The sequence below is a fragment of the Brachybacterium phenoliresistens genome, assembly GCF_000576425.1.
GTDB classification, from domain to species: domain Bacteria; phylum Actinomycetota; class Actinomycetes; order Actinomycetales; family Dermabacteraceae; genus Brachybacterium; species Brachybacterium phenoliresistens.
Map to the genome: position 1 here is coordinate 348,385 of NZ_KK069988.1, position 12,927 is coordinate 361,311.

Annotated in this window: 11 protein-coding genes; all 11 read left to right on the forward strand. The window is 74.6% G+C overall.

The features are described from left to right. Nucleotides 1-11: 11 nt before the first annotated feature. The 11 genes from arc (at nt 12) to pnuC (ending at nt 12,849) form a co-directional block, all read left to right on the forward strand. A complete protein-coding gene (arc, locus tag BF93_RS01625) occupies nt 12-1,574 on the forward strand; it encodes a proteasome ATPase (protein ID WP_038370177.1) in 1,563 nt (520 codons plus the stop codon). Then, nucleotides 1,567-3,285, forward strand: a complete 1,719-nt coding sequence (gene dop, locus BF93_RS01630) for a depupylase/deamidase Dop (protein ID WP_038370178.1) — start codon at nt 1,567-1,569, stop codon at nt 3,283-3,285. The genes arc and dop overlap by 8 nt, the downstream gene beginning before the upstream one ends. Beyond that, the gene (locus tag BF93_RS01635) at nt 3,282-3,470 is read left to right on the forward strand and encodes a ubiquitin-like protein Pup (protein ID WP_038370179.1); all 189 of its coding nucleotides are present in this window, start codon (nt 3,282-3,284) and stop codon (nt 3,468-3,470) included. The genes dop and BF93_RS01635 overlap by 4 nt, the downstream gene beginning before the upstream one ends. Before the next feature lie 31 nt (nt 3,471-3,501). Continuing rightward, complete coding sequence (gene pafA / locus BF93_RS01640) at nt 3,502-4,884, forward strand: Pup--protein ligase (protein ID WP_038370180.1); 1,383 nt, start codon at nt 3,502-3,504, stop codon at nt 4,882-4,884. 115 nt (nt 4,885-4,999) lie between these two features. Next, complete coding sequence (locus tag BF93_RS01645) at nt 5,000-5,950, forward strand: FKBP-type peptidyl-prolyl cis-trans isomerase (RefSeq protein ID WP_038370181.1); 951 nt, start codon at nt 5,000-5,002, stop codon at nt 5,948-5,950. Between the two features lie 38 nt (nt 5,951-5,988). After that, a complete protein-coding gene (locus BF93_RS01650; RefSeq protein WP_038370182.1) occupies nt 5,989-6,366 on the forward strand; it encodes an FKBP-type peptidyl-prolyl cis-trans isomerase in 378 nt (125 codons plus the stop codon). Nucleotides 6,367-6,368: 2 nt separating this feature from the next. Beyond that, complete coding sequence (locus BF93_RS01655) at nt 6,369-8,531, forward strand: primosomal protein N' family DNA-binding protein (protein WP_198025319.1); 2,163 nt, start codon at nt 6,369-6,371, stop codon at nt 8,529-8,531. Nucleotides 8,532-8,716: 185 nt separating this feature from the next. Then, a complete protein-coding gene (gene fmt / locus BF93_RS01660; RefSeq protein ID WP_038370513.1) occupies nt 8,717-9,679 on the forward strand; it encodes a methionyl-tRNA formyltransferase in 963 nt (320 codons plus the stop codon). Then, nucleotides 9,676-11,433 carry an RsmB/NOP family class I SAM-dependent RNA methyltransferase gene (locus tag BF93_RS01665; protein WP_038370183.1) on the forward strand — a complete coding sequence of 586 codons (1,758 nt, stop codon included), beginning with the start codon at nt 9,676-9,678 and terminating at the stop codon, nt 11,431-11,433. The genes fmt and BF93_RS01665 overlap by 4 nt, the downstream gene beginning before the upstream one ends. Nucleotides 11,434-11,453: 20 nt before the next feature. Beyond that, nucleotides 11,454-12,131, forward strand: a complete 678-nt coding sequence (gene rpe, locus BF93_RS01670) for a ribulose-phosphate 3-epimerase (protein WP_038370184.1) — start codon at nt 11,454-11,456, stop codon at nt 12,129-12,131. A gap of 16 nt (nt 12,132-12,147) precedes the next feature. Further along, nucleotides 12,148-12,849, forward strand: coding sequence for a nicotinamide riboside transporter PnuC (gene pnuC / locus BF93_RS01675; protein WP_038370514.1), 702 nt, complete (start codon nt 12,148-12,150; stop codon nt 12,847-12,849). Nucleotides 12,850-12,927 lie beyond the last annotated feature (78 nt).

A 12,927-nucleotide genomic window follows, 5' to 3' on the forward strand; every position in this document is an offset into this window, starting at 1 on the left:
CCCCGGTGGGGATGAAGACGTACCAGGAGATGAGCACCGAGCTCGAGCAGCTCGCCACCCGCAACGACCGGCTCGAGGCCGGCCTGCGGGCCGCCCGCGCGCAGATCGTCCAGCTCAAGACGGACCTCGAGCGCGTCGGGGACCCGCCCAACGCCTATGCCACCTTCCTGCGCCGCACCGAGGGCACCACCGTCGACGTGCTGCACAACGGGCGGCGGCTGCGCGTGGCCACGAGCGCGAGCCTGGATCTCGAGGCCCTGCGCCCCGGGGCGCTGCTGCGGCTGAACGAGGCGCTGGCCGCGGTCGAGCACGTCGCGGACGCCGAGGACAGCGGCAGCCTCGTGGTGGTCCAGGAGGCCCTGGCCGACGGCCGCGTGATCGTCCAGGTCACCCAGGACGACTCCCGGGTCCTGGGGCGCGCCGGCGGGCTGGAGGAGGAGATCCTCCACCCCGGCGACCACGTGCTGGTCGACCTGAAGGCGGCGCTGGTGCGCGAACGGATCGACCGCGCCGAGATCACCGACCTCGTGCTGGAGCAGGTCCCGGACACCTCCTTCGAGCAGATCGGCGGGCTGCGCGACCAGATCGAGACGATCCGCGACGCCGTCGAGCTGCCCTTCCTCCAGCAGGACCTGTTCCGCGAGTACGGCCTGCGCCCGCCCAAGGGCGTGCTGCTGTACGGGCCCCCCGGCTGCGGCAAGACGATGATCGCCCGGGCCGTCGCCCACGAGCTGGCGCTGCGCTCCGCGGAGGCCGCCGGGGTGAGCATCGAGGAGGCGCTCGCGCAGTCCTCCTTCCTCAACGTCAAGGGCCCCGAGCTGCTGAACAAGTACGTCGGCGAGACGGAGCGGTCGATCCGCCTGGTCTTCGAGCGGGCCCGGGAGCGCGCCAGCTCCGGCCACCCCGTGGTGGTCTTCTTCGACGAGATGGAGTCGCTGTTCCGCACCCGCGGCACCGGCGTGTCCAGCGACGTGGAGACCACCATCGTGCCGCAGCTGCTGGCGGAGATCGACGGCGTCGAGTCCCTCGAGAACGTGATCGTCATCGGCGCCTCCAACCGCGAGGACATGATCGACCCGGCCATCCTGCGCCCCGGCCGCCTGGACGTGAAGATCCGGGTGCGCCGTCCCGACGCCGAGGCCGCTCGCGAGATCCTCGGCATCTACCTCGACTCCTCCGTCCCGGTGCGCGCCGTGCGCGAGCACCTGCTGGAGCGGGCCGTCGAGCTGATCTACGCCGAGGGGCCGGCCACCGAGTTCGTGCGCCTGGTCTACTCCGACGGCGGCGAGGAGACCCTGCACCTGCGGGACTTCGTCTCCGGCGCGGTGCTGCGCAACATCGTCGACCGCGCCAAGAAGTACGCCGTCAAGGACCACATGGCCTTCGGCGCGGCCGGGCTGTCGCTCGAGCACATCGAGCTCGCCGTGGACGCCGAGTTCTCCGAGAACGAGGACCTGCCCGCCGGCGCGCACGCCGAGGACTGGGCCCGCATCTCCGGCCGCCGCGGCCGCCGGGTCGACCGGGTGGTCCCGCTGCGCCGCGACATCGTCCTGGAGGAGGCCGATGATGCCTGAGACCGCCCCCGGGATCACCACCGAGCGGCCGATGGGCATCGAGACCGAGTTCGGGATCGCCCACGCCGACCCCGCCGAGCGCGGGGACGTCGGCGCCTCCAGCTCGATCATGCTCTCCCATCTCGTGGTCGGGGCCTATGCGCTGCTGGCCCCCGAGCAGGGCCCGCGCGGCCACCGGGTGCGCTGGGACTACGGCGACGAGTCCCCGCTGCGGGACGCGCGCGGCTTCGAGATCCAGCGCGCCGCCGCCCACCCCACCCAGCTCACCGACGCCGTGCGCGACGCGCACGTGCCGAGCATCGACATGGACGTCCCCCTGGCCGCCGCCGAGGTCGCCCCCGAGGGCGAGGACGCCGAGATCCTGGACTGGGCCCTGCGCCGCTCGATCAGCAACGCCGTCCTCACCGGCGGCGCCCGCTGGTACGTCGACCACGCCCACCCCGAGTACTCCTCGCCCGAGGTCCTGCGGGCCCGGGAGGGGGTGCTCGTGGATCGCGCCGGGGAGGTCGTCGCCCAGCGCACCATGGAGATCCTCGCCGCCGCCGAGGGCGTCCCGGACGTCGCCCTGTACAAGAACAACACCGACGGCAAGGGCGCGTCCTACGGCACCCACGAGAACTTCCTGCTGGACCGGGCGGTGCCCTTCGACCGGGTCGTCGCCGCGCTGGTGCCGTTCCTGGCCAGCCGGGCGATCGTGGTGGGCGCGGGCCGCGTGGGCATCGGCACCCGCGGCCAGGACGAGGGCTTCCAGATCTCCTCGCGCGCGGACTTCTTCGAGGCGGAGGTCGGCCTGGAGACGACGCTGAACCGTCCCATCGTCAACACCCGCGACGAGCCCCACGCCGATGCCTCGCGCTTCCGGCGCCTGCACGTGATCATCGGGGACGCGAACCTGCTGGAGACACCGACCTACCTCAAGCTCGGCATGACCTCGCTGGTGCTCGCCGCGCTCGAGCGCGAGCATGCCACGGGGGAGCGGATCCTGCCGCGGATCTCCCTCGCGGACCCGGTCGCCGCGGTCCGCACCATCAGCCACGACCTGTCCCTCACCGCGCCGCTGCCGCTGGCGGACGGCGGGACCACCACGGCGCTCGAGATCCAGCGCGCCTGCTGGTCCGCCGTCGGCTCCGTGCTGGATGCGTCCGATGCCGAGAGCGCGGACGTCCATGCCCAGTGGGGCGAGCTGCTCACGCTGCTGGCGGAGGACCGCGAGGCCGCCGCCGACCGCATCGAGTGGGTCGCCAAGCTGCAGCTGCTCGAGGGCTACCGGGCTCGGCACGGGCTCGCCTGGGGCGATCCGCGCCTGCGCATGATCGACCTGCAGTTCGCGGACCTGCGTCCCGCCCGCAGCCTGTACGGGAAGCTGCGCGCCGCCGGGAGGGTGCGGACGCTGGTCACCGAGGAGGAGGCGGCCCGCGCCGCGGTCGAGCCTCCTGCCTCGACCCGCGCCCATCTGCGCGGGCGCCTGATCCGCGAGCATCCGCGCCACGTCACGAGCGCCGGCTGGGACGTGATCACCCTGGCCGGCGACGCGGACGGCGGGCTGACCCTGCGCTGCGCCGATCCGCGCCTCGGTGCGCGATCATGGCAGGACGCGCACGGCATCGACCCCACGGCCGACATCGACGAGATCCTCGCCGCCCTGCGCGCGCTGACCGACACACCCCCGCCCCGGACCGGGGCCCAGCACACCGGAGGAACCACGCCATGAGCCAGCAGACCTTCAGCAGCAGCGGCGGCGCCGGCGACGACGAGCAGGGCGAGGAGACCGCCGTCGGCGGCCAGACCTTCGCCTCCGCCCAGGCCGCCGACTCGCTGCTCGACGAGATCGACGAGGTCCTCGAGTCCAACGCCGAGACCTTCGTGCGCTCCTTCGTGCAGAAGGGCGGCCAGTGACCGCCGTGCCGACGCGCGATCGGGCGCACCGATGAAGCGCCGCGTCGGAGGTCTCGAGACCGAGTACGGGCTGGTGTGCGTGCGCGCCGACGGCACCCGCGCCCTCGAGCCGGAGGCCGCCGCCCGCGAGCTGTTCCGGCCCGTCGTCGCGCTCGGCCGCTCCTCGAACGTGTTCCTCGGCAACGCCGCACGGCTCTACCTCGACGTGGGCTCCCACCCGGAGATCGCCACCGCCGAATGCGACGACTGGTGGGACCTGGTCGCCCAGGACCGGGCGGGGGAGAGGATCCTCGCGGACCTCGTCTCCACCGCGAACGCGCGCCTGGCCGAGCAGGGCGAGGACGCCCGCATCCACCTGCTCAAGAACAACGTCGACTCCGCCGGCAACGCCTTCGGCAGCCACGAGAACTTCCTCGTGGACCGACGCGGCGAGTTCACCCGCCTGCCCGGTGCGCTGCTGCCGTTCCTGGTCACCCGCCAGATCATGACCGGTGCCGGCGGCGTGGTGCGCGAGGCCGACGGCGGCGCCCGCTTCGTCTTCTCCCGCCGCAGCGACCACATGTGGGAGTCGGTGTCCTCCGCGACCACCCGCACCCGGCCCATCATCAACACCCGCGACGAGCCCCACGGGGACGCCACCCGCTACCGGCGCCTGCACGTGATCGTCGGCGACTCGACCATGTCGGAGACCTCGACCTGGCTGCGCTTCGCCACCACCGACCTGGTGCTGCGCCTCATCGAGAGCGGGCAGGTGCTGCCGGAGCTGAAGCTGGCCGACGACATCGCCGCGATCCGCGCCGTGGCCCGCGACCTGCGCGGATCCCAGCCCGTCGAGCTCGAGTCCGGGGCGGCGATGAGCTCCCTGGAGATCCAGCAGCGCTACCTCGACCTGGTGGCCCCGCTGGCCGACGAGAGCGAGCAGATCGTCCTGGAGACCTGGCAGCGGTCCCTGGACGCCGTGCGCACCGGGGACCGCTCCTGGGCGCGCACCCGCCTGGACTGGGCCATCAAGGAGGCCCTGTTCGAGGAGGTCGGCGCCCGGCGCGGCATCGGCCTGGACAGTCCCCAGATCGAGCGGCTGGACCTCGCCTACCACGACATCGACCCCGAGCGCGGTCTGTTCTCCCGCCTCCAGCAGGCCGGGCGCGCCCCGCGCGTGCTCGAGGATGCGCGGATCGAGGCGGCGCGCACCACGGCTCCCACCACCACCCGCGCCCACCTGCGCGGACAGGTCGTCACCGAGGCCATCGCCCACGGCGTCGACCACGTCGTGGACTGGACCACGATGCGCCTGGTGCGTCCCGGGGCGATGCCCGTCACCGTCCTGGACCCCTTCGCCACGCAGTCCGACGAGGTCGACGCCCTGCTCGCGCAGATCCGCGCCGCCGGGACCGCGCGGCCCGACCCCGTCTGAGACCCCCGTCGCCGGCGCCGTCCCCATCGCCCCGCCGTCCCCCAGGCGGAGCCCGTACCCTGGCTCCGACCGGGCCGCACCCCGCCCGCAGCACCCGAACGTGAAAGGTCACCTCGTGATCCGACGCCGCGCCCTCCTGGGCTCCGCCATCGCCGCCACCGCCGCCATCGGCCTGGCAGCCTGCACCGACGACTCCGGGGACCCGGAGGCCACCGGCGGTGCCTCGGACGGAGGCGGCGAGGTGCTCTCCGCGGTGAGCATCAGCGAGGACCTCGCGGCCGAGCCCGTCGTCGAGTTCACCCCGCCGCTGTCGGTGGACCGGGCCGACTCGATCGTCGTCGTCCCCGGGGACGGCGCCGCGATCGCCGAGGGCGACACCCTGCTGTGGCGCTCCCTGTACGTCGCCGGGGCCAGCGGGGAGACGCTGCAGTCCTGGTGGCAGGGCGCTCCCGCCGGGGGCGTCACCGTGAGCAGCGACGGCATCGGCGAGGCGGCCGCGCAGTTCCTCACCACCGTCACCGTCGGCAGCCGCGTGGCCATGTCCGGCTGGCAGAAGGACTCCAACGGACAGATGGTCTCCCTGGTCCAGGTCGCCGACATCGACTCCGTGGTCAGCCCCCTGCGCGCCGAGGGCACCGCCGAGGCGCCCTCGGGCACCTACCCGGCCGTCACCCTCGGGGACGACGGCGCCCCCGCCATCTCCGGCCCGGGCGAGGGGGAGCCGCCCAGCGCGACCGTCCGCGAGGTGCTCATCACCGGCACCGGCGAGGCGACCGCCGAGGGCGACTACCTCGTCATGCAGTACACCGGCTGGAACTGGGAGGACGGCTCCCAGTTCGACTCGTCCTGGGAGCGCGGCGCCCCCTTCGGCTTCGTCCAGGGCGAGGGCCGGGTCATCACCGGCTGGGACGAGAACCTGCTGGGCCTGCCGGTGGGGAGCCAGGTCATGCTGGTCATCCCGCCGGCCGAGGCCTACGGCCAGGAGGGCGAGTCCCAGCACGAGCTCGCCGGGAAGACCCTCATCTTCGTCGTGGACGTCCTCGCCCGCGGCCCCCGCAGCGCCTGAGAACCATCCATCCGCAACACCCCACCCCGAGGAGCACCATGAGCAGCAAGCCCGAGATCGACCGTCCCGAGGGCGACGCCCCCACCGACCTCGTCATCATCGACGAGCTCGAGGGCGAGGGCCCCGAGGCCGGCCGCGGCGACGTCGTCGACGTGCACTACGTGGGCGTGTCCCACTCCACCGGCGAGGAGTTCGACGCCTCCTGGAACCGCGGCGAGCCGCTGCGCTTCCAGCTCGGCGTCGGCCAGGTCATCAGCGGCTGGGACCAGGGCGTCCAGGGCATGAAGGTCGGCGGCCGCCGCCGCCTCGAGATCCCCTCCCGCCTCGCCTACGGCGACCGCGGCGCTCCGCCCGTGATCGCCCCGAACGAGGCCCTCGTGTTCGTGTGCGACCTGGTGGCCGTCCACCAGCGCTGAGCATGCCCGAGCCGATCGCGGCGGGGACGCAGGACGGGCTCTTCGAGCCCCCTGCCCCCGCCGCTCCCGTTCCGGAGCCGGACCGCGCCGCGACCCGGCCCGGCCGCCTGCGCACCACCGCCGGTTTCGACCTCGCCGAGCACGAGCCCGTCGCCCGCGTCCAGCTGATCGGTGCCCTGCCGCACCTGGACCGGCCCTTCGACTACGCCGTCCCGGCCGATGCCGCCGCCGCGGGCCCCGGAATGCGCGTCAAGGTGCGCCTGGCCGGGCGCGAGATGGACGGCATCGTCCTGGAGCGCACGGACACCCCCGCGACCGACCGCCCGCTGGGGCCCATCGCCCGCCTCGTCTCCGAGGACGTGGTGATCTCCCCGACGATGCTGCGCGTGTGCGCCGAGGTCGCCGAACGCTGCGCCGGCACCCTCGGCGACGTGCTGCGCCTGGCGATCCCGCCGCGCCACGCCCGCGCCGAGAAGGCCGACCGGACCGCGGAGCAGGCCGAGCAGGAGGACGTCCCCGCAGCCGATGAGGCCGACGGGCCCGAGGAGTCCGACGAGGGCGGGACGGCCGAGGGGGTCGAGGGCGCCGGCGAGGCCGGAGAGGACGATGCCCGGATCATCGGCCGGTACATCGGCCTGCAGGCCCTGGTCGATCGCGCCGGCTCCGCGGAGGGCCCCGTCCCGCGCGCGGGCATCGTGCTGGAGCCCGCGGATGCCTGGACCCAGGTCACCGCCGCCGCGATCTCCCGCCTGGCCCCGGGCCGGGGAGCCCTCGTCGTCGCCCCCGACATGCGCGACGTGGACCGGCTGCACCGGGTCCTGGAGGCCCGCGGCATCCCCCACGAGGTCCTCGGCAGCGCCGACGGGCCCGAGAAGCGCTACCGCGCCTTCCGGCGGATCCTGCGCGGGGCCAGCCGGATCGTGATCGGCTCCCGGTCCGCCGCCTTCGCCCCCGTGCGCGACCTCGCGCTCATCGTCTGCTGGGACGCGGCCGACGACCTGCTCGTCGAACCCCGCGCCCCCTACCCGCACACCCGCACCGTCCTCCAGTGCCGCTCCCACGAGGAGCGCGCCGCCCTGCTGCTGCTGTCGACCTCGTGCTCCACCACCGAGGCGATGCTCGCCGGACAGGGGTACCTGCGCCTGCTCGAGCCCGCCGGGGCGCCTCTGAACGCCGTGCGGCCCCGGATCGTCGCCATGGACGATCACCTGCGCGAGCGGGAGGGCCCCAGCGGCCGCTCCCGCCTGCCGCAGGCCGCCATGCGCGTGATCCGGGAGGGCCTGGGCCGGGGGAGCGTGCTGGTGCAGGTGCCCCGCAGCGGCTACGTCCCCGCGATCGCCTGCACCTTCTGCGGCACCCGCTGCCTGTGCCCCACCTGCTCCGCCCCGCTGACCCTGCGCAGCCGCGACCACGGCCTCCAGTGCACGGTCTGCGGCCGGGTCGAGGACGGCTACCGCTGCCCGGAATGCCACCGCACCGGCGTGCGCGCCGTCGTGATCGGCTCCACCCGCACCGCCGAGGAGCTGCGCCGCGCCTTCCCCGAGGCTCCGCTGGTGGTCGCCGGCGGGGCGCACGGCCCCGTCCCCGACGATGCCGTGCCCGAGGGCGCCATCGTGGTGGCGACCCCGGGGGCGGAGCCCGCCCCCGAGGGCGACTACGCCGCCGCCGTGCTGCTGGACTGCGACGCCATGCTGGCGCGCGCCTCCTTCGACGCCGATGTCGAGGCCGTGCGCCGCTGGACCAACGCCATCGCCCTGGTGCGCACGGCCCGGGACGGGGGAGAGGTCCTCGTGGTCGGCACGGCGACCCTCCCGGCGATCCGCGACCTGGTGGCCCACCGCTCCCGCGTGTTCCTGGACCGGGTGCTCGAGGACCGCCGCCAGCTGGACCTGCCGCCGTTCCGCAGGATCGCCGAGGTCACCGGGGACCGCGCGGCCGTGCGTACCTTCCTCGAGGAGACCGACCTGCCCGACGGCACCAGCGTGTTCGGCCCCGTCGATCTCGAGGAGGGGGCCGATGCCCGCGGCGCCCGCGCCGTGCTGCGCCTGGAGCCGCAGCGCTCCCGCGAGCTCACCGAGGCGCTGCGCGCCGGCGTCGCCGCCCGCAGCGCCCGCAAGCGCCCCGGCAGCCTGCGCGTGCGCCTGGACCCGCCCGACGTCTTCTGATCGGCGGACGCCCCCGGCGCCGGCCCCGGGTGCCGGAGCGATCACCGCGACCGGGGGACCTGTCACCGGCCCCGCCCCGGACGACCCGCATGAGGCCGTCCGCACGCAGGAGCGCGAGAGGGGTCACGGCGCAGGCACGGCGGGCCGGGTGCGGGCGCCCCTGCCGCCCTACAATGGCGCACATCATGCGAGTCCTCTTCGCGGGCACACCCGCCGCCGCCGTCCCTTCCCTGCAGGCCCTGCTCGGCAGCGACCACGAGGTGGTCGCCGTCCTCACCCGGCCCGACGCCCCCACCGGGCGCGGCCGCACGCTGCGGCCCTCTCCCGTGCGCGCCGTCGCCGACGAGGCGGGCGTGCCGGTCCTGACCCCGCGCACCCTGCGCGACGCCGAGGTGCAGGCGCAGCTGCGGGAGCTCGCGCCCGAGGCCGCACCCGTGGTCGCCTACGGGAACCTCATCCCCCCGGCGGCGCTGGACATCCCGCGCCACGGGTGGATCAACCTGCATTTCTCCCTGCTGCCGGCCTGGCGGGGCGCCGCCCCGGTGCAGCGGGCCGTGCTCGCGGGCGAGACCGAGACCGGCATGTCGACCTTCCGCATCGACGCCGGGCTGGACACCGGGGACGTGCTCGGGATGCGCGGCGCCCGGATCGGCCCGCTGGAGACCTCCGGGGAGCTGTTGGATCGTCTCGCGGTCGAGGGTGCGCAGCTGCTGGTGCAGACCCTGGACGAGCTGGCCGCCGGCACCGCCGTGGCCACGCCGCAGGAGGGCGAGGCGACGCACGCCGCGAAGCTCACCTCTCAGGAGGCGCAGATCGACTGGAACGCCCCGGCGGAGGCGGTGAGCGCCCACATCCGCGGCATGAGCCCCGACCCGGGCGCCTGGACGCAGCTGCGGGGGGAGCGCTTCAAGGTCCTCGGCGTCGAGGCGGCGCAGGCCCCGGAGGATCTCGTGCTCGCGCCCGGGCAGCTGCACGCCACCCGCCGCAGCGTCTTCGCCGGCACGGCCACCCGGCCCCTCGCCCTGGGCACCGTCGCCGCGGCGGGGAAGAAGGCGATGCGCGCCGCGGACTGGGCGCGCGGCGCCGCTCTGACCGAGGGGACCGCCTTCGACGCGGCCCGGATCCAGGATGCCGAGGAGGCACGATGAGCGAGGGACACCGCAGCGGCGACGGCCGCGGGCGCGACGACCGCGGACGCGACGACCGCGGACGCGACGACCGCGGACGCGAGGACCGGCGCGGACCCCGCCGGGATGATCGCGCCGGGCGCGAGGACCGACGCGGACCCCGTCGCGGCGACGGCGATCGCCCCCGTCGCGACGACCGGGGCACCCGCGGAGAGGACCGCGGCCCGCGGAGGGACGACCGGGACGAGCGCCGCGGCACCGGCGAACGTCGGGGCGGCCGCGACGCCAAGGGACGCGAGCGCTCCGGCTCCCGCGGCCAGGGCGGGCCGCGACGCGGCTGGTCCGAGAGCCGTCCCTCGGAGCGCTCCCGCCGATCGACCTCCTCGCGCAGCGTCGCCTTCGAGGCGCTGCGCACGGTGCGGGAGGACGACGCCTACGCCAACCTGGTCCTGCCCGGTCTGCTGCGCCGCTCGCGCGTCTCCGGTCGGGACGCCGCCTTCGCCACCGAGCTGTTCTACGGCTCGCTGCGCGCCCAGGGCCGCCTGGACGCGATCATCGCGGCCTGCGTGGACCGCGGGCTCGACGACATCGAGGGCGACGTGCTCGACGTGCTGCGCCTGGGCGCCTACCAGCTGCTGGACATGAGCGTCGCCCCGCATGCGGCGACCTCGGAGACGGTGGCGCTGGCCCGCGAGGTCGCCGGGCACGGGGCGGGAGGCTTCGTCAACGCGGTGCTGCGCCGGGTCGGCGAGCGCGACCTCGACTCCTGGATCCAGGAGGTCGCCCCGGCCCGCGAGGAGGACGAGGTCGGGCACCTGGCCATCGCCCACTCGCATCCCGAGTGGATCGTGCGGGCGCTCTCGGACGCGCTGGCCGCCCACGGCCGGGACCGCTCCGAGATCGACGCGCTGCTGGCCGCCCAGAACGCGGCCCCGGCCGTGTCCCTGGTGATGCGGCCCGGGCTGACGGACCTGGACGAGCTCATCGACAACGGGGCGAGCGCCGGCCGCCTGTCCCTGTTCGCGGCGTCGTGGCCGTCCGGGGATCCCGGCGGCACCGACCCGGTGCGCGAGGGCCGCGCCGCCGTGCAGGACGAGGGCAGCCAGCTGATGGCCCTGGCCCTCGCCCTCGGGGCGGACGACCTCGTGCTCGAGGAGAACGGCCGCTGGCTGGACCTGTGCGCCGGCCCGGGCGGGAAGACCGCCCTGCTGGCGGGGCTGACCGTCGACCATGACGCCGAGCTGCTGGCCGTCGAGCTGCAGGAGCACCGCGCCCGCCTGGTCGACCGGGCCGTGGCGACGCTCGTCGAGGCCGGCGCCGAGGTCACCACGCGCACCGCCGACGGCCGCGACATCGGAGCCGAGATGCCGGCGACGTTCTCACGCGTCCTCGCCGACGTCCCCTGCTCGGGCCTGGGAGCGCTGCGCCGGCGCCCCGAGTCCCGCTGGCGGCGCACCGCGGCCGATGTGGGCCAGCTCGGCGGGATCCAGCGGGACCTGCTGCGCAGCGCCCTGGACGCCACCGCGCCCGGGGGAGTGGTCGCCTACGTCACCTGCTCGCCCCACCTGGCCGAGACCCTCCTCATCGTCCAGGACGTGGTGCGACGCCGTGACGACGTCGAGCAGCTCGACGCCCGTCCCGCGGTGCGCGCCGGGCTGCTGCCCGCGGCCCAGGACGTCGAGCTCGGCGCCGGCCCCGGCGTCCAGCTGTGGCCGCACGTCCACGGCACCGACGCCATGTTCATCGCGCTCCTGCGCCGCACCCCCGCCCCCTGAGAACCGGAGGATCCCCCGCCATGCCGTACTCGACGGACCGTGACTTCATCCACCCCAGCATCCTCAACGCCGACTTCATGCGCATCGGCGAGGAGCTGGACCGCATCGGCACGGCCGATGCCGCCCATGTCGACGTCATGGACAACCATTTCGTCCCCAACCTCACCTTCGGCGCCGACATGGTCGAGCAGATCGTCTCGCGCAGCCCGATCCCGGTGGACGCGCACCTCATGATCGAGGAGGCCGACCGTCATGCCCCCGTCTTCGCGGAGGCCGGGGCCGATTCGGTGACCTTCCACCTCGAGGCGGCCAAGGCCCCCGTGCGCCTGGCCCGGGAGCTGCGGCGCAAGAACGTCGCCGTGGGCGTCGCGCTGCGCCCCGCCACCCCGATCGAGCCGCTGCTGGACGTGATCGGCGAGTTCGACATGCTGCTGATCATGACCGTGGAGCCCGGCTTCGGCGGGCAGAGCTTCCTCGAGGGCATGCTGCCCAAGATCCGCCGCGCCCGCGCCGCGATCAGCGAGGCGAACCTCGAGGTCTCGATCCAGGTCGACGGCGGGGTCAGCCGCGAGACGATCGAGCGGGCGGCCGATGCCGGCGCGAACGTGTTCGTGGCCGGCTCGGCGATCTACAAGGCCCCCGACAGCGTCGAGGAGATCGCGGTGCTGCGCGATCTCGCCGCCGCGCACCGTCACTGAGGGCACCCTCGTGATCCTGGACGCCCTGCAGTGGCTCTTCGATGCCCGTCTGGAGTTCTCCGGCGGCCAGTTCATCCTCTGGCGCGAGGTGCTGGGCAACGTCTTCGGGCTGCTCAGCGCCCTGGGCGGGATGCGGCGCAAGGTGTGGGCGTGGCCCATCGGCATCGTGGGGAACGTGCTGCTGCTGACGGTGTTCCTGGGCACGGTCTTCGGCACCCCCAACGCCATCGACCTGTACGGCCAGGCCGGCCGCCAGATCATGTTCATCGCCACCTCCGTGTACGGGTGGGTGCGCTGGCGCCAGGCGAGGACCGAGGGCGGGACGGCGGTCGAGCCGCACTGGGCGTCCTGGAGCACGCGCGTGCTGCTGCTGGTGGCGCTGGTCGGCGGCACCGCGCTGCTGACCCCGATCTTCCGGGCGCTGGGCTCCTACGAGCCGGTGTGGTCGGACGCCTGGATCTTCATGGGCTCGCTGCTGGCGACCTTCGGCATGGCCAAGGGCTGGGTCGAGTTCTGGCTGATCTGGGTGGCCGTGGACATCGTCGGGGTGCCGCTGCTGCTGAGCGCCGGCTACTACGCGAGCGCGTTCATGTACGTGTTCTACGGGATCTTCACCCTGACGGGCTTCTTCGTGTGGTGGCGGGTGCGGGCCCGGCAGGAGGGCGAGAGGGTGCGCGTCGAGACGGCGCACCTGGACCCCACCGTCCGGCGGGACTGACCGCCCGCCGCGATCACGGGCTCGCGCGCCGGGAGAGGGATGCGCCGCTCACGGGCCGGTCCGATGCGGCACGGCCCC